Source organism: Flavobacterium sp. CAN_S2, assembly GCF_015752255.1.
Lineage (GTDB): Bacteria > Bacteroidota > Bacteroidia > Flavobacteriales > Flavobacteriaceae > Flavobacterium.
In genome coordinates this window covers 331223-354953 of record NZ_JADOVA010000001.1, presented here as the reverse complement: position 1 = coordinate 354953, position 23731 = coordinate 331223, and the positions used below count along the sequence as shown (strand labels likewise).

Here is a 23731-nt window from a genome sequence, read left to right as displayed (position 1 = left end):
AAATAAAAACTACGGCTAAAAAAAAGCCTTGTTTTTCTAAATCGGGAGATGTCGCTGCAATCGGGGCTAAATAACAAAATTCTTCCTTATTTATTAACAACGAGCAGCAACATCAAATAATTTTTAAAATAAAATTGTAAATTGCACACTTAAATTATCATATTCATAAAATGGAACCCGTAAAACCGTATATCCCTGTTAATAAAGTAAGAATTGTAACCGCAGCAGCCCTTTTTGATGGTCACGATGCAGCAATCAATATCATGCGTAGAATTATTCAATCTACTGGTGTTGAGGTGATTCATCTAGGTCACGACCGCAGCGTGGAAGAAGTAGTTAATACCGCGATTCAAGAAGATGCGAATGCAATTGCGATAACTTCCTATCAAGGAGGACATAACGAATATTTTAAATACATGTATGACTTGCTTCAGGAAAAAGGAGCGGGCCAAATCAAAATATTTGGCGGCGGTGGTGGTGTAATTCTACCTTCAGAAATTGCTGAATTGCAAGCGTACGGAATCACCAGAATTTATGCTCCAGATGATGGCCGTGCGATGGGATTACAAGGAATGATAAACGATTTGGTACAAAAATCGGATTATCCGGTTGGTGATAAGCTGACGGATGAAATTAATCATTTAGAAGAAAAAAATTCAAAAGCAATTGCCAGAATTATTTCATCAGCAGAAAACTTTCCGGATGTTGCTGCTAAAACTTTGGAAGCCATCCAAAAAAAGAATGAAAATAGTACGATTCCGGTTCTTGGAATTACAGGAACAGGCGGAGCAGGAAAATCATCATTGGTGGATGAATTAGTGCGTCGTTTTCTAATTGATTTTCCAGAAAAAACGATCGGATTAATATCAGTAGATCCATCTAAACGTAAAACGGGTGGTGCGTTATTAGGAGATAGGATTCGAATGAATGCCATCAATAATCCTCGTGTTTACATGCGTTCATTGGCTACACGTCAATCCAATTTGGCTTTGTCTAAATATGTTGCTGATGCGATTCAAGTGATTAAAGCGGCAAATTATGATATCATTATCTTGGAAACTTCTGGAATCGGGCAATCTGATACGGAAATCATGGACCATTCTGATGTATCTTTATATGTGATGACACCAGAATTTGGTGCTGCAACCCAATTGGAAAAAATCGACATGCTTGATTTTGCCGACTTGGTAGCAATAAACAAATTCGACAAACGCGGTTCTCTTGATGCATTGAGAGACGTGAAAAAACAATACCAACGCAACCACAATCTTTGGGATGCTAATTTAGATACACTTCCGGTATTCGGGACGATTGCTTCGCAGTTTAACGATCCTGGAATGAATACGCTGTACAAAGCAATTATGGATAAAGTCCATGAAAAAACAAATTCTGATTTGAAATCTACGTTCCAAATCACGCGTGAAATGAGCGAGAAAATTTTCGTTATTCCGCCGCACAGAACGCGTTACTTATCTGAAATTGCTGAAAGCAATCGTAAATATGATGTTACGGCTGTAAGTCAAGAACAAGTTGCACAGAAATTATATGGAATTTTCAAAACGATTGAAACCGTAGCTAAAAAAACTCCTGAGTTAAACAAAGCTGGAATTAATGATGATTCCGTTTTGCCAAGTGCTTTAGAATCTGAAAAACCAGGTGCTGCTGAGGACAAAATCTTTTTGAATCTTTTACTGAATCAGTTTGACAAAGTAAAAATGGATTTGGATCCTTACAATTGGGAAATCATTTTGACTTGGGACGAAAAAGTAAACAAGTACAAAAATCCAGTTTATACATTTAAAGTTCGTGACAGAGAAATAAAAATGGCTACGCATACAGAGTCACTTTCGCATTCTCAAATTCCAAAAATTGCATTACCAAAGTATAAAGCTTGGGGTGATATTTTACGTTGGTGTTTGCAGGAAAATGTTCCTGGAGAATTTCCTTTCACCGCTGGTTTGTATCCTTTCAAACGTGAAGGAGAAGATCCTTCTCGTATGTTTGCTGGAGAAGGCGGACCGGAAAGAACCAACAAACGTTTTCATTATGTGAGCGCGGGATTGCCTGCAAAACGATTGTCAACAGCTTTTGACAGTGTGACTTTATACGGAAACGATCCACATGTGCGTCCTGATATTTATGGAAAAATCGGGAATGCAGGAGTTTCTATTTGTTGTTTGGATGATGCCAAAAAATTATATTCTGGTTTCGATTTGGTTCACGCCATGACTTCGGTGAGTATGACTATCAATGGACCAGCACCAATGTTGTTAGGATTTTTCATGAATGCTGCGATTGACCAACAATGTGAGTTTTACATCAAAGAAAATAATCTTGAAAAAGAAGTTGAAACAAAAATCAACAAAATATATGCATCTAAAGGAGTCGAAAGACCTCATTATCAAGGCGATTTACCCGATGGAAATAATGGTTTAGGGTTGATGCTTTTGGGTGTTACCGGAGATCAGGTTTTGCTTTTGGAAGTGTATGACGAAATCAAAGCAAGAACGTTGTCTCAAGTTCGTGGAACGGTTCAGGCGGATATTTTAAAAGAAGATCAAGCACAAAATACTTGTATTTTCTCTACTGAATTTGCCCTTCGATTGATGGGAGATGTACAGGAATATTTCATTACCAAGAATGTTAGAAACTTCTATTCGGTTTCTATCTCAGGATATCACATTGCAGAAGCGGGTGCAAATCCAATCACGCAATTGGCATTTACACTTTCTAATGGTTTCACGTATGTGGAATATTATTTGAGTCGTGGAATGAATATCAATGATTTTGGACCAAATTTATCTTTCTTTTTCTCGAATGGAGTAGATCCGGAATATGCCGTTATTGGTCGTGTGGCACGTAAAATTTGGGCGAAAGCCATGAAAAATAAATACGGAGCTAACGAACGTGCGCAAATGTTGAAATACCACATTCAGACTTCGGGACGTTCTTTGCACGCACAGGAAATTGATTTCAATGATATTCGTACGACTTTACAAGCGTTATATGCGATTTATGATAACTGTAATTCATTGCATACCAATGCGTATGATGAAGCAATCACAACGCCTACGGAAGAATCCGTACGTCGTGCGATGGCGATACAGTTGATTATCAATAAAGAATTAGGTTTGGCTAAAAATGAAAATCCAATTCAAGGAGCTTTCATTATCGAAGAATTGACAGATTTAGTGGAAGCTGCAGTTTTACAGGAATTTGATAGAATTACGGAACGTGGTGGCGTTCTTGGCGCTATGGAAACAATGTATCAACGTTCTAAAATTCAAGAAGAAAGTTTGTATTATGAGACTTTGAAACATACGGGTGAATTCCCAATTATTGGTGTGAATACGTTCTTGAGTTCCAAAGGTTCCCCTACAGTAATTCCAGCCGAAGTAATTCGTGCCACCGAAGAAGAAAAACAATACCAAATTGATATGTTGAACCATTTGCATCAATCGAATCAAGATTTAGTAAATGAGCATTTAAATACGCTTCAGGAAGCTGCCATTAAAAACGAAAACTTATTTGAACATTTAATGGAAGCAACGAAGGTTTGTTCTTTGGGACAAATTACTTCGGCTTTGTTTGAAGTAGGTGGACAGTATAGAAGAAATATGTAAGCAGAGAACCACTTTTTGCAACGCAAAAAGTGTGTGAATCGCTTATCCCGCTTTCGGGTTGTAAGAGTTTGCATTAAATATTTTTAAAAGGCCTTTCAGTAATGAGAGGCTTTTTTTTAGTAATTATTGTGGCTTAGTTTTATTTATTCTAAAGTATTATATTTACTTTTCAATCATCTAAAAAACGTTCAAATGAAAAAACTTCAAATTGTATTCTTATTTTTTCTTTTTGGCTATGTTGCCGATTCTTATGCGGCAAAAGCCGATACGCTGCAAATTCCTAGTTTGGCAATGAATAAAACGTATAAAGCTGCGGTAGTTTTACCAAGTTCTTATGCTAAAAGCAAAATTAATTATCCTGTTCTTTACCTATTGCATGGCGCTTATGGCCATTTTAATGATTGGTTATCCAAAACTCCGGATAAGAATTTATTACACAATTTAGCTGATCAATATAATATCATAATTGTAATGCCAGAAGGGGAAACATTCAGTTTTTATCTAGATAGTCCAGTAAATAAAGGAAGCCAGTTTGAAACTTATATCACGAAAGAAGTTATTGCGAAAGTAGATAACACGTATCGAACCATAAATGACAGAAAAGGGCGCGTAATTACTGGGCTTTCCATGGGAGGCCATGGGGCATTATATCTTTCTACAAGACATCCGGAACTTTTTTGTGCCGCAGGTAGCATGAGTGGAGCGGTAGATATGGGAAGTATGATTAATCCGGAATCTAAGGAACGAGTTACGAAGTTAATGGAACCTATTTTTGGAACTGAAGGTGCTCCTCAGGAAGTATATGCAGCTAATGCGGTTTTGAATATGGTGGATAAAATAAAAAGCAATAAACTGGAATTGATTATAGATTGTGGTGTAGATGATTTTTTGATTGAATCCAATCGCGAGTTACACCGAAGACTTGTTTATAGTAAAGTTGCTCACGATTACACAGAACGTCCAGGAGCGCATACTTGGGAATACTGGGAAAATGCGTTGCCTTCTCATGTGCTGTTTTTTAGCAAGATTTTAAAAAATAATGCTACAGTGTTGAAATAGACTTTGTGTTTATAATAATTTTAAAAGGCCTTTCGTAGATAATTATGAAAGGCCTTTTTATTTGTTTATTCTTTGATTTTTTTCAATTTCAAATAGCCTATATGCAGTGGATTTTGCTCTAATTGTATTTCTGACTTTGTGATTTTTAACGAATATAAAGCTTTGAAATGCGCTGGCAGCATATCTGCAACATTGTAAATATCATCTATATCAATTCCGTATTGATCGTCAATATGCGAAGGTGCTTCTTTGAAACCACAATGTTTGTAAAATGCAGTTTTTCTTGATTTTTTAGATGCTAATGCTAAACTAGCAGCAACTGTAATCATTTTATAATGGTATTCTTCAAATTCATTTTCTTTATACCCTCCTAAATTCATGAAAAATAATTGCTCTGGGGTAACTTGTGCTTCAGTATTTTTTGGAACAATTTCAATAACGAAGTCATCAACTAAAGAAACTTCTCGCCAAACATCAATATGAATTTTACCTTTGGCTTCTGGCCAAAAAAGATTGATATGAGGAATCAATTCTTTTAAGGAATTACCAATTCCAAAAAAAATATCATGCTGCTCTATAAACCGTCCTTCTGGCACGCAGCCTAGCATTATCATGTATAATTTAAGTTCCTTTTCCATAATTCAAAAGTACAATATTCTTCACAATAAAGTTTGGCACAATTCATGGATAGAGTTTTTTATATAAATTATAAAAACGAAATCGAATGAAAAAAATTACCTTATTTTTAGTTTTCATCGGGATGATGACACTACAAAGTTGTGAAGTAACAGAAGTATATGATGATGTAGATAATGGACCAAGAAATGAAGTGTTTGAAGTTACCACTTCATTCAATTCCAATAATAATTATAGTAGATTGGTCGTATTTGATCCGCCAATTTATTCCTCGGATTCTGTTTTAGTATACCATTTATATGATGTAGTAAATGGACAAGATGTTTGGAAGTTAATGCCTCAAACGTATTATTTTAATGATGGAGGAGCATTAGATTTCAATTTTGATTATTCTAGATTTAATGTGAATATCTATCTTTCGGCAAATTTTAATTTTAATACATTGCCAGCAAGTTGGACTCAAGACCAAACCTTTAGAATTGTTGTAATACCAGATGGTTTTGCTAAAACAATTAATAAAAATAATATTGACTCTGTAATGTCTGCATTGAAAGTTGATGGGAGTGGCATTAAGAAAATCAATTTGTAAGGAGGAATTTTAGCAATAAAAAAAGGAAATCGAGAGATTTCCTTTTTTTATTGCGTGTGCTTTTTAGTTTTAAACCATTTCTTTACTGCTCTTTCTAAGCGATGCAACTATTCCTGCGATAAGGGAAACTGCTATAAAAGCCAGTGATACCCATTCAGGCAGTTTTAGATAATCATGGAGCAGCATTTTAATACCTACAAAAGTTAGGATGGCAATAAGACTGTACTCCAAATGAGCAAATTTGTCTAGCATGTGAGCCAGAAAGAAATACATAGAGCGCAGTCCTAAAATAGCAAAGATATTAGAACTAAAAACTAAAAACGGATCGCTTGTTATGGCTAAAATTGCAGGAACACTATCAATCGCAAAAACGACATCCATAACTTCAATCACGATTAGCGCTACAAATAGAGGAGTAGCAGCTGTAATGTGTCTTCTTTTTACAAAGAAATGCTCTCCATCGATGTGATTAGAAATTGGCATGGCTTTTTTTAGCGCTTTATAAATGAAGGATTTCTTTGGTTCAAATTTTTCGTCCTCTCCACTAAATAACATTTTCATGGCGGTGTAGATTAGAAAACCTCCAAAAATATAGGTCATCCATGAAAATTTATTAATCAGTAAAACGCCAAAATAGATCATTAAACCTCTAAATATAATTGCACCTAAGATTCCCCAAAACAATACTCGATGTTGGTATTTTTGTGGAATTTTAAATGCAGAAAAAATAATAGCGATGACAAAAATGTTATCAATACTAAGGGATAATTCTATCAAATAGCCCGTGATGAACTTTATTGATGCGGCAGCAGGTTTCAAAGAATCTGGATTGGCAATATAATCCGTAGTGTAAAGCCAGTAGATTACTCCTGAGAACATAAAAGATAATGTAACCCATATTGCGGTCCATTTCCCTGCTTCTTTGGAACTTATAATGTGAGGTGTTTTATTAAAAACTCCCAAATCAAGGGCTAGAAAAATCAAAACAGCGGTTAAAAAAGAAATCCAGACAATCATAAATTTTAGGTATTTATATTTTGCGTAAAGATACTTTTTGATTGTTTAACTTAACTAGAAATTTTAAGGAAAAGTTACTGACTTTTTACTCTTTTTGATTTTTTGTGTAATCTGTCACTTTCGAAAATAACGGCCTTAAAATTACTAAGTTGTGATTTTAAGCACATATTTTTATTAATTTCACAAATTTCGGTCTTTAGCCCATAAAAATTAGAGGCAAAATTTTCTAAAAGTAATAATTAAATTATATTTGCATCAAAATAATAGGGGTCTAATTAATTAAAAACAATTTTTATGTCAACATTACGTTTTCAAGCTTTGAGAGAAGCATCGACCAGAAAGCCAGTTAAATTTGAAGAATCTGATAGAAAATCTACTATTTTTGGTTCAAATGTCTTTAATGACAAAGCAATGAAGCAATTTTTGACTTCTGATGCTTTTAAAGGAGTGCGCGATGCAGTACAGCATGGAACTAAAATAGACAGAAAATTAGCTGATTATATCGCCATGGGTATGAAAGAGTGGGCTTTGTCTAAAGGAGTGACTCATTATACGCACTGGTTTCAACCACTTACAGGGACAACTGCTGAGAAACACGATGCTTTTTTTGAGACATCTTATGACGGTAGCGATCCTGTAGAAAAATTTGGTGGTGCTCAATTAGTACAACAAGAACCGGATGCTTCCAGTTTTCCAAATGGTGGAATTAGAAACACATTCGAGGCAAGAGGATATACCGCTTGGGATCCAACATCTCCAGCATTTATTTTTGGAACTACTTTATGTATTCCAACTGTTTTTATTTCGTACACTGGAGAGGCTTTAGATTATAAGACACCTTTGTTGCGTGCTCTTATGGTCATGGATGATGCAGCTACCGAAGTATGTAAATATTTTGATAAAAATGTAAAAAAAGTTACCGCAACTTTAGGTTGGGAACAAGAATATTTCTTAGTAGACAGAGCGTTAGCAAATTCTCGTCCTGACCTTATTATGACAGGAAGAACTCTATTAGGACACACTTCTGCAAAAGGGCAACAATTAGATGACCATTATTTTGGTTCTATTCCAACACGTGCATTGACTTACATGAGAGATTTGGAGCAAGAATGTATGTTGTTAGGAATTCCTGTAAAAACACGTCACAACGAAGTAGCACCAAATCAATTTGAATTGGCTCCTATTTTTGAAGAAACAAATTTGGCTGTAGACCACAACTGTTTGTTGATGGATGTAATGCAAAAAGTAGCCGAACGTCACGAATTGAAAGTGTTGTTTCATGAAAAACCTTTCAAGGGTGTGAATGGTTCAGGGAAGCACAATAACTGGTCATTAGCTACAGATACTGGTGTCAACTTGTTGAGTCCAAGCAAAACACCAATGAGTAATTTACAGTTTTTGACTTTCTTTATCAATACCATCAAAGCTGTAAATGATAATGAGTCATTATTAAGAGCAGCTATAGCATCTGCAAGTAATGACCATAGATTAGGAGCAAACGAAGCACCACCGGCAATCATCTCCGTATTCATTGGTGGACAATTGACTAAAGTTTTAGCGGAATTAGAAGGTGTAACTACTGGTAAATTATCTCCTGAAGAGAAAACCGATTTAAAACTAAATGTAGTAGGGAAAATTCCAGATGTTCTTTTAGACAATACAGACAGAAACAGAACTTCCCCATTTGCTTTTACAGGAAATAAATTTGAGTTCAGAGCGGTAGGTTCTACAGCAAACTGTTCTAATGCAATGACTACCTTAAATGCAATTGTTGCAAAACAATTAAGAGACTTTAAAGTTGAGGTTGATTCATTAATTGATTCTAAAGACATGAAGAAAGATGATGCGATCTTCAATGTTTTAAGAGAGTACATCAAACAATCTAAAAAAATCCTTTTCGAAGGAGACGGATATAGCGAAGAATGGGAAGCAGAAGCTGCAAAAAGAGGATTAAGTAATTTCAAAACTACACCTGAAGCATTAAAAGCCAGAATTTCTAAGCAGTCATTAGATTTGTTTTCGGAATTAAACATCATGAACCATATTGAAGTTGAAGCTCGATACGAAATTGAACTAGAGGAGTACACTAAAAAAATCCAAATTGAAGGAAGAGTTTTAGGTGATATTTCTAAAAATCACGTTATTCCTACGGCAATTCGTTACCAAAATACTTTGATTGCTAATGTTAAAGGGTTAAAAGATATTTTTGGGGATGATTTTGAAACAATAGCTAAAGAGCAAATTGTTTTGATAAAAGAAATTTCAGGACATATTGAAGGTATTAACTCAAAAGTTGAGGAGATGACAAACGAAAGAAAGATAGCGAATAATTTGACTGATGCGCAGGAAATGGCAGAAGCATATTGTAATAAAGTAAAACCATACTTTGAAATTATCAGAAATCATTGTGATAAATTAGAGTTATTGGTAGATAATGAAATCTGGACTTTAACTAAATATAGAGAATTGTTATTTACTAAGTAGTAAGTAATATTTCTATAATCTTTAAATGCCTTTCCTTTTTGGAAAGGCATTTTTTTTATCATAAATCTTTTCATAATGCAAAATAGCAAGATTGGTTTACTCATATAAAGTATTAATATCTTGGTTTATTTTTTTAAGAAGTTTCAAATATAGAGTTATGAAATAGGTTCATTTATGTTAGTATCTAATAATGTAGTTTGTACTATATTTTTTAGCAATTTTAGAACTTGAGTGTTATTATATAGCTAAAGAATCTCTAAAATGTATTATTAAAGTTTTTCTTCTCTTTATTTTGTTTTTTTATAATATAGTTCTTATTAAATTTAGTATGAATGCGAGTTATTTTAACAATATTAACTTATGTAGTCCTTTTCTTGTTTATGAATTTTGGTAAAAACGTAGTTCATCGATACAGAATTACATTTCATCGAAAATTACTATAATTGCATGAAAAACACGTATTTATACGTACTTCTTTCTAATTATGTTTTATATCTTTGATATGTAGTAAAAAAATAAGGACTGTTATTAATACTAAAAGTCTTGTTATTTATTACATAAAAGAAGAGGTTCCCAAATCACTTTTTTTAAACCTACATGATAACTTGTATTAACAACCAATTAAATATATTTATTATGAAAAAAGTAATTTTGAGCATCTCCGCGATGCTAGTAGGTTCATTGGCTTTTGCACAAGGGAACGTAAGTATGGTAAACCAATTAGGAGTTGCGAATGCCGGTTTTGTAACACAAGTTGGTATGCAAAACGATTCTGATGTTCTTCAGTTGGGTGTTGGAAACTGGGCTATTATTGATCAAGATGGAAGATTCAATGAATCTGACACTAATCAAGGTGGTTTCTTCAACCTTGCAGATGTTGAGCAAGACGGGCGTCGTAATGATGCTTACATTGGGCAACTTGGTGTTGCAAATGCTGCTTTTATAGATCAAGACGGTAGAAGAAATGATGCTGTGACTGGTCAAGCGGGTTTCTTTAATGTATCTCAAACTACTCAAATTGGTAGAGATAATTCCTCAACTACGTTACAGTTTGTTGCTGGTAATTATTCAAATGTACTTCAAGTAGGTGACGGAAATGAATCTAGTGTATTGCAAACTGGATTTTTCAATGATGCAAATGTATATCAACTAGGAGATGATAATAATGCATCAACAGTACAATTTGGAGCAGATAATACTTCTTATATCAACCAATATGGAACAGCCAACAGCGCTTGGACTTTACAAACTGGTAGCGATCACATGAGTACTGTTAACCAATGGGGTTTTGGAAATTTAAGTATGGTTTATCAATCTAACTAATTTTCATACTCATAAAAAGGGATGGAGTTGTAGATTACACTCTATCCCTTTTTTTTACTATTATTTTTAAAAATAAATTGATTGATCTCAGTTTTAAAACTTATAAGTTTTTGTGAGGAAATTAATTATCTAATACCCTTCTATAAATTCATTCTTTATGAATTTAGTTTTTATGATTCGTTTTTATAATTATTATCAGAATCTATATTTTAATGTGTTTGACAATAAAATTAGCAAGTCATGAAATCAAAAAAAAATATTATCCTATTTGTTATTGCATTTTTAAGTGCATTTTCAATAAATGCTCAGGTTTTACAAATAAACACCTCTTCAGATCTGTATGATTTGGTTGATAAAACTATGATTTCCAAACTAAATTTTGGTGAAGTAGGTCAAGCACAATCAATGGATAATTATCTTCTAAACAATAATTTAATCCAAGTTAAACAAGTTGGTTTTAATAATTTTTCATCTGTTACTGTGAAGTCTGAAAATTATGAAATTGCTGTTAGCCAGAATGGATTTAATAATTACTTAGACATGTACAAAAATACTGGTGATTTAAATCAGTCCGTTTCACAATCTGGTTCTAATAATTATATAAGTGATTTTTCATTATACTCCGCATCATCCATAGATATGTCAATAAATCAAGAAGGAAGTAATTTGACGTTGTTTAACAACGGAACAAATTCTATTTCAAGAGATTTAAAAATTACCCAAACTGGAAATTCGGGCACAATTTATATATTTAATCACTAGAATATGAAATCATTCGCCCATATTACTTTTTTACTTTTATTGCTTAATGTATCATTTTGTTTTTCTCAAAACTTAAATAAAGACATTAAACCAAAAATAGAAGTTGAAGAGGTAGAAAACACACTTTCTGCGACAGCAACGGTTGAGAATTTAAAATCGGAATTCAGAAATATTTCATTTAAGCTTACTGTCTTTAAAAAAAATAAACGGAATTCCAATAGATCGGATAATGCTCAAGATGGTCGTGTTACACTAGAGCCGATTCAAAAAGTTATTCTTTCCAAAACCCAGGTCAATAGAACTCAAGACGATCAAATCATTATATTATTATTGATTTATGATGAAGATAATGCAATAATAGGGAAAGATCGATTAGTTTTTGGGGGTGATGAAGAAACTAAAGTAAGTGTCTTAAAACCTAATGATGGCTTAGAGATGTTAGGTATTATCGCAAATGAAACAAAAACGAAATTAGGGAATGATTTCTATGATATGCTTTACTCGGAGTTTTCTAAATTAAAAATCAAGTCTCAAAAAATAATTACAGTTCAGGAGGAATTGACCTTTGGTCGAACAACCAAAATTAGTGTGAAAATTGATAATGATATTGTTGAAGAATTTATTGCAAGACCTGATGAAGATTTTTTAAAATATATGGCAGAAACATCTTCTGCTAAAATTTTTAAATATTTTAAAAATATTGAAAAACAAGCTAAATTCATTACTCAATATTAATTTGTTCAAACGGATTTAATACTATCGTTATTTTAACGAAAATTTTAAAATGCCTCTACTACTTCTTCACTTAAATAAATATTATTATGAAACTATTATTTTTAACAATTCTACTGTGCGTATTTTCTAATACTTTGACCGCTCAAGATTTGGTTTACAAACCAAGAAACCCAGCGTTTGGCGGAGATACGTTTAATTATCAATGGTTGCTCAGTTCAGCTGAAGCTCAAAATGAATTTAAAGAGGACACCGGTTTGGGATATGAACAACCAACAGAGTTGGAACGCTTCAAACAAAATCTTAATAATCAAATTCTGAATCAGATATCAAATTCATTATTCCAGAAACAGTTTGGAGAAGGAGGAATTAAGGAAGGCGCTTATGTTTTTGGGAGCTTATCCGTTGATATTTATCCTTCAAATCTGGGATTAGTTGTTGATATACTAGATACGGACACTGGTGAACAAACACAGATTTTTATTCCGGGAAATTAGCTTTTACTTCACATTGAAAAATATCATAATCCTGATTTTTCTAATAAATAAAATATTACAAAATTGATTCTAAACAGTTTGTAATAATGACAATGCAATTTTGCCCAAAATATGCCTCTTAATGCTACCTATTATTATGAATAAAAACGCAACCATCACACTGCTATTTGTTTTTCTATTGTCCAGTTGTGGAGCTTATTTCAATCAGCCCGTTGGTGTTGAAAAAGCGATTTATGGAGAAAACACACCAGCTACTTCTTTATTGACAAAACTTCCTAAGCCCAAGGAACAAATTGTTGTTGGGGTTTATAAATTTAAAGATCAAACCGGTCAGTATAAAGCGATAGACCAGGGAAGTACTTTTAGCACTGCCGTGACTCAGGGAGCAACTTCTATTTTAATCAAAGCTTTAGGTGATTCTAAATGGTTTGTACCTATAGAAAGAGAAAATCTTGGAAACCTATTAAACGAGAGAAATATTATACGCTCTACACGTCAAGAATACGCTACAGATTCAAAAACACCGGAAACACAGTTGACGCCTTTGTTATTTGCAGGAGTTTTATTAGAGGGAGGTATTATTTCGTACGATTCTAATATTATTACTGGAGGATTTGGTGCCAGATATTTTGGAACTGGCGGTTCTACCCGATACAGACAAGATCGAATTTCCATTTATCTAAGATTAGTTTCAACATCTAATGGTAAAATATTGAATACAGTTTATGTTTCTAAAACAATTTTATCTCAAAGTGTAGATGCTAATTTGTTCAAATATGTAAATATCAAACGCTTACTTGAAGTAGAAACTGGCTTTACCAGAAATGAGCCTATTCAGCTTGCTGTTACCGAAGCAATAGAGAAAGCGGTTGAAGGTTTGATTGTAGATGGGATAAAGAATAATCTTTGGGAAGTAAATGCCACTTCAAAGGAAGTTACCACTTTTATAGATTCATATACTAAAGAAAAAGATGAAGCAGATTTAGCGTTGCTTCATGGTAGAGATAGAATTGAAAAAAGAGGCAAAGTAGGACTTGAAGCAACAGGAGGTGCAACCTACATGGCAGGTGATTATCCCAATCCAGTAGCTAAACCCATGCTGAGAGGTGCAATTAAATATTTTATAAAGCCTAATTTAAATCTAAGTGCGTCAAGCAATGTTTTTAGATTAGGAAATAAAGACAAACTAGATGTGGGTTATGCATCACTAGAATTAAATTTAGAATATTTAGTTCTTCCTTATGATGTTGTCACGCCTTACTTTTTTGGAGGTTTTGGAACTGGTTTCAATTCTGCTTTCGAAAATTTCCACGCAAAAGTTACATATGGTGCCGGAGTAGAATATTTGGTCAGTAATGATTTTGGTCTAAAATTGTACGCAGATCATAACTTGAATTTTTCGGACAAAGTAGACTATGTAGTAAGTGGGGTACGGGATGATTACTATTGGCGTTTCGGTTTTGGAATGACATATTATTTTCCTCGAAAACAAAAAGCTAAAATTAAATAAGTTCTGTTTTTTGTAGCAAAACGTAAATGAGGAAAGTACTAAAAGTACAAATCGATCTAGGTGTCTAAATAAATAATACAATATAAAGATGAAAAAATTAGGGATAACAATCATGATGTGTTTCATTCTCTTTGTTTCTTGCAGTGAAGAACAAATTGATGACAGCGGCATGGGAAAAGTAAAAGGGAGAGTTGTAGACTCAGAAACTTTTGAACCAATAGTAAACGCAAGAGTTTCTACAAGTCCTACAACAAGTACTTACTTTACGGATAAAGATGGATATTTTGAGTTTAGTGAGATTCTCGTAGGAAAATATTCTTTTCAAGCACAAAAAGATGGCTACATTTCTAAATTTGAACCGGCTACAATCACTAAAAATGTTACCGTACAAATCATATTTGAATTAGACGTATCAACAGCAAATAATAAGCCACCAGAAATTCCTATATTAACTGCTCCGGTTGATAACGCTAAAAATCAGGCTTTAAAACTGAATTTGACATGGACGGCCACTGATAAAGAACTCGATCCGCTTACCTATACTGTTACTGTTAAAAATGGAACCACGGATGTTGTGACGACTTACAAAGATATTAAGACTACATCACTTGAAATTTCAGGTTTAAGTTATAGTACAAAATATTATTGGCAGGTAATTTCATCTGATGGCATAAATGCACCATCAAATAGTGTGACCAATAGCTTTACGACTCTTGAATTTCCTAATCCTAGGTTTTTGTATGTTAAAAAAGTCAAAAGTAATAATGTTATTTACACCGCTGATGAAGCAGGAAATGAATTACAGTTGTCTTCTTCTGAAGTAAATAGTTTTAGACCTAGAAAAAATCTGCAGATTAAAAAAATTGCATACATCAGTTCAGATGGATCTCAAAATCAAATTTACACGATGGATCCTGATGGTTCAAATGTATTTAAAGTAACCAATTCAATTCCTATTGCAGGTTTCAATATGGAACATGTAAATTATAGTTGGAGTACAAATGGTAGCCAATTGATTTATCCAAATTTTGATAAGTTGTATCGTATCAATGCAAATGGCAGCGGATTAATCCAATTGTTTAAAACGCCAAATGGTAAATTTATATCTGAATGTGACTGGAGTCAAGACGGAAGCCAAATCGTATTGAAAGTAAATGATATTTCAGGCTATAATGTAGAAGTTTATGTCATAAATACTTCTGGGGTTGTTTTATATCAAGTGCTTTCTGGATTAAATGGAGGTGTAAGTGGATTAAATATTTCTGTTGATAATCAAAGAATTGTCTATACCAGAGATGTTTCAGGTTATCAAAGCTCAAATTACAGAAGACTCGATTCCCGTATTTTTATTTATAACAGAACAAGTAATACTTCAACAGAACTGGATACAAACAAACCAAATGGATTTAACGATCTTGATGTTAAGTTTTCTCCTAACGAAGCTGAACTGATTTTCACACATACTTCTAATGATGGAATTTCTATAAATAACATTCAAAAAGCAAGTCTTAATGATGTTGATTCCCGTACAACTTTATTCGCGGGCGGCTCTATGCCGGAATGGAAGTAGAAAGTATATAAATATTTAAACAAAATGTCTATCTTTTTTGGATAGGCATTTTTTTGTTAATTCCATTTTGTTTCAGAAGATAATTGAATTCAGAAACGGTTTTTGGTGGTAAATTTATAAGGAAACAGTTCTTAATCTCGATAGGCAAAACCCAAAAAAATAATTACCTTTGCCGCACAACTACCTGCCAAAAAGCAGGCTTCACAACTATACTACATGAGTTCAGATACTTCAAAAAGATATGCGCTACGCGGTGTTTCGGCATCCAAAGAAGATGTTCACAATGCAATAAAAAACATTGATAAAGGATTATTTCCACAAGCTTTCTGCAAAATTGTACCGGATTATTTAACCCAAGATGATGACTATTGTCTGATTATGCATGCTGATGGAGCCGGAACTAAATCCTCTTTGGCATACATGTATTGGAAAGAAACTGGCGATATTTCCGTTTGGAAAGGTATTGCGCAAGATGCGTTAATCATGAATATCGATGATTTATTGTGTGTGGGAGCAACTGATAATATTCTACTTTCATCAACCATTGGAAGAAATAAAAATTTGATCACCGCCGAAGTAATTTCAGCGATTATCAACGGAACTGAAGAACTGATTAAAGAACTGGATTCTTTTGGCGTAACCATACATTCAACTGGTGGAGAAACGGCAGATGTAGGCGATATTGTTCGAACAATAATTGTAGATTCAACAGTTACAGCTCGAATGAAACGCAGCAAAGTAATCGATAATGCCAATATTAAAGCAGGTGACGTGATTGTAGGATTGGCTTCTTTTGGTCAGGCTACTTACGAGAAAAGCTATAATGGAGGAATGGGAAGCAACGGATTGACATCAGCGCGCCATGATGTTTTCGGGAAATATTTGGCGAACAAATATCCGGAGAGTTTTGATGCTGCAGTTCCAGAAGAATTAATCTATTCCGGACAAGTAAAATTGACTGACGCTGTTGAAAATTCTCCAATCGATGCCGGACAATTAGTGCTTTCGCCAACCAGAACCTATGCGCCAATCATCAAGAAAATTTTAGATAAATATTCTTCCAATGAAATTCACGGGATGGTGCATTGCAGTGGAGGAGCGCAAACTAAAATTTTACATTTTGTAGAAAATTTACACATTATAAAAGACAATTTATTTCCAGTTCCGCCCTTGTTTCAGTTAATTCAAGAGCAATCTAAAACGGATTGGAAAGAAATGTACCAAGTGTTTAATTGCGGTCACCGTATGGAAATTTATGTTCCGGAAGCAGTTGCACAAGATATTATCGCGATTTCAAAATCATTCAACGTTGATGCACAAATCGTAGGTAGAGTAGAAGCTGCTACTTCAAAAAAACTGACTATTGCCAGTGAATATGGGACTTTTGAATATTAAGTAGCTTTATTGTAAGTTCATTTTTCAATCTTTCAATTGTTTAATCTTTTAATTTTTTATCTATGTACGAATTGGTTTTTTGGAAATATCTTGAGGGAATTTATCTCAACCATCACTTAGTTTATGAAACTATTACTGAAGAACAAGCTGAAATTGAAGGCCTTGAAGAACTTCCTGTTCAAGTTATTTTAAATAGAATTGCTTCGGTATTTTCCAAGTGGGAAAAAGTAGACGAGAAAAGTTGGAAAAATAACAATGGTGTAGGTGCTTTTCATATCAGGACTACGCCTCAAAGTATTAAAATTGATTGTTATGGTACTGAAGGAAAAACAATGGATTCTTTAGTAAATATAATGGATGAATTCAAATGCCCGCTATATGATCCACAAGTTCCGGAACGTCATGACGAAATGAATGAATAAAATTTTCAGGAGCTTATCCAGCACTCCGTTACAATACTCCCTTAAAAAAATATTTTTCTAAATCCTGAAAGTAGCTTCCGTTGGTCGCTCTTTCAGGACAAGAAAAATTATCTTTTTTGCAGTCGGGATTTTCACTTCGATCTGGGCTATGACAATCAGTGATGTATAACCCAAATTCGTTTAAAATCAATTTATTTTACTGCTGTTTTATTAAGAAGAATTGGTTCTCCAAAACCAATTTGCTCGAGCTTTTTCAATTGTGTTTCAGCATCACCTACCACTAAATAGATCATTTTATCAGCATTCAAATACTTTTCTGAAAGCTTTTTTATAGCGTCAATAGTGCTGTTTTTCACAATGTTTTCCTGTTGTTTCGCATAATTATCAGCGTAATTGTAGTTACTGATATCATATAGCATTTCAAGTTTTGCCGAAAGCGTTTCAAATGCTCTCGCATTGCTTTTTATTAAATATCCTTTCGTTACTTCAAGATCATTCTCATTGAATTTTTTTCCATATTCAGATATAATTTCTTTGATTAAACTAACGGATTCAAACGTTACATTCGAACGTACACCACTTGCAACAGTAAATGGACCTTTGTTCACAGAGCCATTAAAAGACGAATTGATACCATATGTATATCCTTTTCCTTCGCGCAATTCTTGCGTCAATTGTGATGCAAAACTACCACCGCCCAAACGGTAATTCATGATTTGTACGGGATAAAAATCAGTATCCGTAGCCGCAAGAGCAGGATATCCAATTCGGATTACCGATTGTTTTGCACCTGGAACATCATAAAAATAAATTTTTGAGGATGCTGCTGTGGTTGCTGTTTCCACTTTAGGAACCGTAACTTTTTTAGCCTCCCAATTTTTATTTAAAGCCGCTAATGAATTGGTCACATCTGCTTTTGAAATAGCTCCTACAATTTGAAAATTAGTAACTGATGGAGTAGTGTTTTTAGTATAGTAATTTTTTAAATCGGCAATTGTAATGCTATTTACTGAATTTTCAGTACCAATGCGATTATTCGCCAATATCGATTCTTTGCCATAGATTAATTTCTTGAATTCATTTCTGGCAATACTGTTTGGATCCGCTTTTTGTTGTGTGATTTGGCTTAACGTACTTTGTTTAATCAAATCAAATTCAGTACTATCCCATCGTGGTTGTAAAATTATTTCCTGAACTAATGCCATAGTTGCAGTGTAATTTTTGGCCAACGTATTTCCTGAAATAAATATAGATTCATCACTTGCATAAGCTCTTATGGTTGCTCCTAGACTTTCAATCGCATTCTCAAGTTGCTCCGGAGTTTTGTTTTTGGTTCCTTTTGTCATCAGTTCCGCCAGCATATTCGAAACTCCTATTTTATTTGCTTCTTCAAGTAACATTCCGCCTTTTATTTGCAATTGAAATTGAACGAGCGGCACTTCGTGGTTTTCAATTCCTAATACGTTTAGACCAGATGACAACTTACTTTTCCAAACTGTTGGTAATTTTACATCAGGACTTTCTCCGTAAGCGGGTTCAACGCTTCGATCGAATTTTGAAGGTGTCTTTTCATAGGTTGCAATAATGCTGGCATCAAACGCATCTTCTTTTCCTTCAATGATTTTTTCCTCAACAACCGCGGCTAATGTTGAACCATTCAAAATTAAATTTGCTTCTCCTTTTGGAACAAAACTAGTGGCTACAAAATGTTTTCCTTTGATGTATTTTTGATATACACGCATTACATCTTCGGTAGTTACGGCAAGAATATTTTTGACATCTTGATTGATATAATCCGGAGTTCCCGCGAAAATTTCATATTGCGCCAGCTGAAATCCTTTTCCTAACACACTCGATAAATTGGTGTAAAAAGCTGTTTCTTGTCCAGCCTTAATACGATTTAAATCACTTTGAGAAATTCCTTCGGCTTCAAAGTTTTTAAAAGCTTCGTTTACACCGTTCATTACGTCATTCAAATTTGTTTTTTCAAAAGCGGTTACGCTTAACATATACTGACCTGCTATTTCTGAATTGTATTGAAAAACATCAGTGGCATCCGTTAATTTTTTGTCTTCTACAAGGGTTTTATACAAAGGTGCTTTTTTACCTTTAGAAAGATAGCTTGCCAAAACTTCTAATGCATAACTATCAGGATGGTATTCGTAAACTGAAGGCCATGTTAGCGTTAGTTGCGGTAACTTGGCAAAATTATCCTCGTAATACAGTTTTTTAGTTTCGGTCAATATCACAGACTGTTTTTCCATTTTTGGAATCGCTTCTCCGCGTTTAATATCTCCAAAATATTTTTGGACCCAAGCTTTAGTTTGTTTTACATCAAAATCTCCGGCAACAGTGAGCGTAACATTGTTTGGCACATACCAGCGATTATAAAAACTTTTTACATCTTCAAGTGTCGCATTTTGCAAATCTTCCAAAGAACCAATAACATCCCAGTTGTATGGATGCGTTGCCGGATATAAATTTTTAGAAATTACTGAAAAATTATGTCCATATGGTCTGTTATCATAACTCTGTCTTTTTTCATTTTTAACAACCTGTTTTTCTTTGGCTAAAACCGGCTCTGTTACCGTGTTGATGAAATAACCTAATTTATCAGCTTCGGCCCAAATCATTTTTTCTAATGCATCTTTAGGAACGGTCTGAAAATAATTCGTACGGTCTCTGCTGGTAGAACCATTAGCACCTTCACCGCCAATTCGAGCACTCATTTTATCAAGCCCTCCTTTTCCTAAATTTTCCGATTCCAAGAAAAGTAAATGTTCAAACAAATGCGCAAATCCTGTACGGCCTTCTTTTTCTCGGGCTGAACCTACATGACTAGTCAAAGCAACCGCAACCACAGGGTCTGAGCGGTCAATATGCAAAATAACTTGTAACCCATTTTCGAGTGTGAATTTTTCAAATTCTACTTTGAATTCTTTTGATTTTTGATTTTGGGAGTTGGAGGAAAAAGTACTAAAAAGTAGTAAACAGAACGCTAATAACTGGATTGGTTTCATTTTTTAAATTTAGGTTCAACGATATTTTAACAGTAAAAGAAATTTTTGCTTTAGACACTAAAAGTAAGAAAAAATAAAATAGTAAAACAGTAGAAAGAACGCAATTGAATTTTGGTTTGTGGCTATTGTCTTGTAAACATGGTAATTGGTAGATTTTAATCTAGGCGTAAAATATTTTTTAGTGCTAATCTAATATGATTTATATTTGGTTGACTTTAGTTTACAACACTAAAATGGATATCAATATGGATTTTAACTTTTCACATACGTTAGTTCTGGAGGACGAAACCGTTTTATTACGTTCCTTACAAGAATCAGATTTCGAAAATTTATTGGAAATTTCCCTTAATGAGCCAGAAACCTGGGAGTATTCTTTGGTGCGCGCCAATGGCAGAGAAAATCTGGAAAAATACATTCAGATTGCGCTAAAAGCCAGAGAAATGAATACCGAATTTCCCTTTATTGTTTTCGATAAAAAATCTGGAGAATATGCCGGAAGTACTCGTTTTTACGATATTAATTTAGAATTCAAAACGCTGCAATTAGGCTACACTTGGTACGGAAAAGCTTTTCGGGGAACCGGACTTAATAAACATTGCAAATATTTACTTTTACAATATGCATTTGAAACGCTTGGAATGGAACGGGTTGAATTTCGTGCTGACAATAATAATGTACGAAGTATTGCAGCCATGAAAAGCATAGGTTGCAAAGTAGAAGGTATATTGCGTAATCACATGCCAACCTTAGGAAGTGAAGCTCGTAGGGACAGTATTATTTTAAGTATTCTAAAAAATGAATGGTTTGATGAAGTGAAAGAGAATCTGAAAAGAAAATTATAACACAAAATATCCTTGCAAATGTAGCTTTCAAGTTTAAAGCATTGTATCAGCATTTCCTTTTCGGAAACCTATTAATTGTCGGTATTTTGATTCAGATTCTTTCAAATCTTCCTCCATTTGTTTGTATTTACTGATGTCTTTTATGGTGACAACAGCTGCAACTACATTGTTGTTTTGATCTACTAACGGGCGGCCGCTTATCAGCACTCTTTTCTTTTCCTGAGCCACTGGATTCCAAAGAATGATTTCGACGTCAGTTGTGACTTCCCCGCTTAGAGCACGTTCCATAGGTAAATTTTGTGACGGAAAAATGGTTTTTTCATCCGGAAAATATAGCTCGAAATGATTGCTTAAATTCGTTGAAATTTTGTCGTCTTCTTCGATTCCAAAGATCTCGTTAGCCATATTATTGGCCATAATTATCTTTTTATCGGCATTTGCCACAATAATTCCTTCGCTGATATTTTCGACTATTAATCGTAATTTTTCCTCATTTTCATAGAGATTATCTATGGCTGTTTGTTGTTCGTTTTCTAACTCCACCAGCTCCGTAACATTTCTCGCAACGGAATAAAATACCCCGTTTTTCATATCAATATTACTATTCCAATCGAGCCATTTATAAGAGCTGTCTTTGCACATAAACCGTGTTCTGAAATTGACAACGGATTCTCCTTTTAAATGTCTTTGCAATATTTCGACAGCAGTTTGTTTGTCATCTGGATGAATTAAATCTATGAATTTAATGCGGTTCATGTCGTCTTGATTGTAACCAAGCGTTTTTGTAAAAGCGGGATTTATTTTAATGAAATGCTCATCTTTGGCCACTGTTAAAATATCGAAAGCCATGTCAAAAAACATATTTGCTATTTTCAACGATTCTTCATTTGCAATTAATTCGGATACATCACGTGCAACGGCGTAAATAATTCCGGTTTGAATATCGATTGTGCTGGTCCAGTCAAACCATTTATAGGAGCCATCTTTCAAGCGTTCCCGAACTCTGTGAGTAACCACAGAATCACTGATTTTTAATTTTTTGACGCCATCCATAAAGATTGATGCGTCATCAGGATGGATGAAACTTAAAAACGGTTTGTTTATGATTTCTTGCTGATCATATCCTAAAATTCGGGTAAATGCAGGATTGACTTTTACAAAATTCTCGTCTTTAATCACTACAAACATATCAAATGACATGTAAAAAAATGTATTGGCAACATTTAGTGCGTTTTCAATTTCTTTTTTGTCAGTGATATCACTCGCTACGGCATACAATAATCCGCTTTTTACATCGGGGAATACGGACCAGACTAGCCATTTGACAGATCCGTCTTTACAAATATATCGGTTTTCGAATTTAATGGAAGCAGCTCCGGTCTGTAATTTTTGTACTTCTTTTTTAGTAATTTCTATGTCATCGGGATGCGTAAATTCTAAGAAATTTTTGCGCAAGAGTTCTTCCTCTGAATATCCTAAAATTTTACTGACTGCCGGATTCACTTTTATAAATTTTTCCATCGATGAGATAATCATCATATCTACTGACATCATAAAGAATTTATCAGCTGCTTTAGAGGACTCTTCCAGTTTCTTTCTTTCGGAAATATCAGTAAAAATTCCACCAATGGCATAAATTCTTTTAGCGGCATCATAAATAGGAAATTTTACAGCAATATAGGTATGCTTGCCATCAGCTTGTAGAATTGTTTCTTCGGTTTTTAATTCTTTCAACGCTTTGACAACTTCAAAATCCGAATTTCGATACGCATCTGCTGTACTTGGTGCCAGAAAATCATGATCGGTTTTACCTATAATTTCCAGATTTGAGATTTTAAACAAGGATTCAAATTCTTTATTGATCAACAGGTATTCGCCATTTATCTTTTTTATAAACATAGGACTTGAAGTGTTGTCAAGGATTGACTGCAGTAGTTGTTTGTTTTCTAAAAGTAATTCTTGAGAAATATTTTTAGCCCGAAGTTGAGCCCGAATAATAAAGTAAACAACGGTCAGCAAAATAACAGAAAGAATAATCAATGCAATTTCGATCCAATTCAATGAATTATCTAACTCTTGATTTCTTCCTTTATTAATTCGTAAAATAAAAACCCCAGCTATCGCAAAAACAACAAACAGGTTGAGGATGAATCCAATGATTATTTTTTTTTCTAATGAAATTTTCATATTCGTGCAGTATAAAAATTAAAAGAAGTTCGTTCGATATTCTGAATAGATGATTCAGTATAA

17 protein-coding genes are annotated in these 23731 nt (G+C 33.9%); 13 read left to right on the top strand and 4 right to left on the bottom strand.

Features of this window, described 5'->3' with window-relative positions; translation table 11 throughout:
- The first annotated feature begins 170 nt into the window (after window positions 1–170).
- Window positions 171–3623 (top strand): methylmalonyl-CoA mutase family protein, encoded by a 3453-nt coding sequence (locus IWX80_RS01625; RefSeq protein WP_196851899.1) that lies wholly within the window; start codon window positions 171–173, stop codon window positions 3621–3623.
- A gap of 192 nt (window positions 3624–3815) precedes the next feature.
- Entirely contained in the window at window positions 3816–4682 is an 867-nt protein-coding gene (locus tag IWX80_RS01620) for an alpha/beta hydrolase (RefSeq protein ID WP_196851898.1), read from the top strand.
- Window positions 4683–4747: 65 nt separating this feature from the next.
- Here IWX80_RS01620 and IWX80_RS01615 read toward each other — a convergent pair whose 3' ends face one another.
- Window positions 4748–5320 carry a DUF1543 domain-containing protein gene (locus IWX80_RS01615; protein WP_196851897.1) on the bottom strand — a complete coding sequence of 191 codons (573 nt, stop codon included), beginning with the start codon at window positions 5318–5320 and terminating at the stop codon, window positions 4748–4750.
- An 86-nt stretch (window positions 5321–5406) separates the two neighbouring features.
- On the opposite strand from IWX80_RS01615, the gene IWX80_RS01610 reads away from it, so the two are divergent.
- Window positions 5407–5907 carry a hypothetical protein gene (locus IWX80_RS01610; RefSeq protein ID WP_196851896.1) on the top strand — a complete coding sequence of 167 codons (501 nt, stop codon included), beginning with the start codon at window positions 5407–5409 and terminating at the stop codon, window positions 5905–5907.
- Between the two features lie 69 nt (window positions 5908–5976).
- Here IWX80_RS01610 and IWX80_RS01605 read toward each other — a convergent pair whose 3' ends face one another.
- Window positions 5977–6924 carry a TerC family protein gene (locus IWX80_RS01605; RefSeq protein WP_196851895.1) on the bottom strand — a complete coding sequence of 316 codons (948 nt, stop codon included), beginning with the start codon at window positions 6922–6924 and terminating at the stop codon, window positions 5977–5979.
- Window positions 6925–7218: 294 nt separating this feature from the next.
- On the opposite strand from IWX80_RS01605, the gene IWX80_RS01600 reads away from it, so the two are divergent.
- From IWX80_RS01600 to IWX80_RS01560, 9 genes are all read left to right on the top strand, one after another.
- Window positions 7219–9408, top strand: coding sequence for a glutamine synthetase III family protein (locus IWX80_RS01600; RefSeq protein WP_196851894.1), 2190 nt, complete (start codon window positions 7219–7221; stop codon window positions 9406–9408).
- Window positions 9409–10044: 636 nt separating this feature from the next.
- Window positions 10045–10731, top strand: coding sequence for a hypothetical protein (locus IWX80_RS01595; protein ID WP_196851893.1), 687 nt, complete (start codon window positions 10045–10047; stop codon window positions 10729–10731).
- 240 nt (window positions 10732–10971) lie between these two features.
- Window positions 10972–11493 carry a hypothetical protein gene (locus IWX80_RS01590; RefSeq protein WP_196851892.1) on the top strand — a complete coding sequence of 174 codons (522 nt, stop codon included), beginning with the start codon at window positions 10972–10974 and terminating at the stop codon, window positions 11491–11493.
- Window positions 11494–11496: 3 nt separating this feature from the next.
- Window positions 11497–12228, top strand: a complete 732-nt coding sequence (locus IWX80_RS01585) for a CsgE family curli-type amyloid fiber assembly protein (protein WP_196851891.1) — start codon at window positions 11497–11499, stop codon at window positions 12226–12228.
- Window positions 12229–12314: 86 nt separating this feature from the next.
- Window positions 12315–12722 carry a curli production assembly/transport component CsgF gene (locus tag IWX80_RS01580; RefSeq protein ID WP_196851890.1) on the top strand — a complete coding sequence of 136 codons (408 nt, stop codon included), beginning with the start codon at window positions 12315–12317 and terminating at the stop codon, window positions 12720–12722.
- A 121-nt stretch (window positions 12723–12843) separates the two neighbouring features.
- On the top strand, window positions 12844–14232 hold the full coding sequence (locus IWX80_RS01575) for a CsgG/HfaB family protein (protein WP_334682181.1): 1389 nt from the start codon (window positions 12844–12846) through the stop codon (window positions 14230–14232).
- Window positions 14233–14320: 88 nt separating this feature from the next.
- Window positions 14321–15802: a carboxypeptidase regulatory-like domain-containing protein gene (locus tag IWX80_RS01570; RefSeq protein ID WP_334682180.1), complete on the top strand. Its 1482-nt coding sequence runs from the start codon at window positions 14321–14323 to the stop codon at window positions 15800–15802.
- Window positions 15803–16018: 216 nt separating this feature from the next.
- Window positions 16019–17197 carry an AIR synthase related protein gene (locus IWX80_RS01565; RefSeq protein WP_196851889.1) on the top strand — a complete coding sequence of 393 codons (1179 nt, stop codon included), beginning with the start codon at window positions 16019–16021 and terminating at the stop codon, window positions 17195–17197.
- Window positions 17198–17259: 62 nt separating this feature from the next.
- On the top strand, window positions 17260–17619 hold the full coding sequence (locus IWX80_RS01560; RefSeq protein WP_113633500.1) for a hypothetical protein: 360 nt from the start codon (window positions 17260–17262) through the stop codon (window positions 17617–17619).
- A gap of 191 nt (window positions 17620–17810) precedes the next feature.
- On the opposite strand, the gene IWX80_RS01555 is transcribed toward IWX80_RS01560, so the two are convergent.
- On the bottom strand, window positions 17811–20639 hold the full coding sequence (locus IWX80_RS01555; RefSeq protein ID WP_196851888.1) for a M16 family metallopeptidase: 2829 nt from the start codon (window positions 20637–20639) through the stop codon (window positions 17811–17813).
- A 245-nt stretch (window positions 20640–20884) separates the two neighbouring features.
- On the opposite strand from IWX80_RS01555, the gene IWX80_RS01550 reads away from it, so the two are divergent.
- Window positions 20885–21481, top strand: a complete 597-nt coding sequence (locus IWX80_RS01550; RefSeq protein WP_196852920.1) for a GNAT family N-acetyltransferase — start codon at window positions 20885–20887, stop codon at window positions 21479–21481.
- A gap of 33 nt (window positions 21482–21514) precedes the next feature.
- Here the strand turns inward: IWX80_RS01550 and IWX80_RS01545 are convergent, their stop codons facing one another.
- Window positions 21515–23668, bottom strand: a complete 2154-nt coding sequence (locus IWX80_RS01545; RefSeq protein ID WP_196851887.1) for a PAS domain S-box protein — start codon at window positions 23666–23668, stop codon at window positions 21515–21517.
- Window positions 23669–23731 lie beyond the last annotated feature (63 nt).

What these genes read in the sequence shown, in the direction of transcription:
- IWX80_RS01625 (WP_196851899.1), top strand. Translation starts at nt 171, where the DNA reads ATGGAACCCGTAAAACCGTATATCCCTGTTAATAAAGTAAGAATTGTA.
- IWX80_RS01620 (WP_196851898.1), top strand. Translation starts at nt 3,816, where the DNA reads ATGAAAAAACTTCAAATTGTATTCTTATTTTTTCTTTTTGGCTATGTT.
- IWX80_RS01615 (WP_196851897.1), bottom strand. Translation starts at nt 5,320, where the DNA reads ATGGAAAAGGAACTTAAATTATACATGATAATGCTAGGCTGCGTGCCA.
- IWX80_RS01610 (WP_196851896.1), top strand. Translation starts at nt 5,407, where the DNA reads ATGAAAAAAATTACCTTATTTTTAGTTTTCATCGGGATGATGACACTA.
- IWX80_RS01605 (WP_196851895.1), bottom strand. Translation starts at nt 6,924, where the DNA reads ATGATTGTCTGGATTTCTTTTTTAACCGCTGTTTTGATTTTTCTAGCC.
- IWX80_RS01600 (WP_196851894.1), top strand. Translation starts at nt 7,219, where the DNA reads ATGTCAACATTACGTTTTCAAGCTTTGAGAGAAGCATCGACCAGAAAG.
- IWX80_RS01595 (WP_196851893.1), top strand. Translation starts at nt 10,045, where the DNA reads ATGAAAAAAGTAATTTTGAGCATCTCCGCGATGCTAGTAGGTTCATTG.
- IWX80_RS01590 (WP_196851892.1), top strand. Translation starts at nt 10,972, where the DNA reads ATGAAATCAAAAAAAAATATTATCCTATTTGTTATTGCATTTTTAAGT.
- IWX80_RS01585 (WP_196851891.1), top strand. Translation starts at nt 11,497, where the DNA reads ATGAAATCATTCGCCCATATTACTTTTTTACTTTTATTGCTTAATGTA.
- IWX80_RS01580 (WP_196851890.1), top strand. Translation starts at nt 12,315, where the DNA reads ATGAAACTATTATTTTTAACAATTCTACTGTGCGTATTTTCTAATACT.
- IWX80_RS01575 (WP_334682181.1), top strand. Translation starts at nt 12,844, where the DNA reads ATGCTACCTATTATTATGAATAAAAACGCAACCATCACACTGCTATTT.
- IWX80_RS01570 (WP_334682180.1), top strand. Translation starts at nt 14,321, where the DNA reads ATGAAAAAATTAGGGATAACAATCATGATGTGTTTCATTCTCTTTGTT.
- IWX80_RS01565 (WP_196851889.1), top strand. Translation starts at nt 16,019, where the DNA reads ATGAGTTCAGATACTTCAAAAAGATATGCGCTACGCGGTGTTTCGGCA.
- IWX80_RS01560 (WP_113633500.1), top strand. Translation starts at nt 17,260, where the DNA reads ATGTACGAATTGGTTTTTTGGAAATATCTTGAGGGAATTTATCTCAAC.
- IWX80_RS01555 (WP_196851888.1), bottom strand. Translation starts at nt 20,639, where the DNA reads ATGAAACCAATCCAGTTATTAGCGTTCTGTTTACTACTTTTTAGTACT.
- IWX80_RS01550 (WP_196852920.1), top strand. Translation starts at nt 20,885, where the DNA reads ATGGATTTTAACTTTTCACATACGTTAGTTCTGGAGGACGAAACCGTT.
- IWX80_RS01545 (WP_196851887.1), bottom strand. Translation starts at nt 23,668, where the DNA reads ATGAAAATTTCATTAGAAAAAAAAATAATCATTGGATTCATCCTCAAC.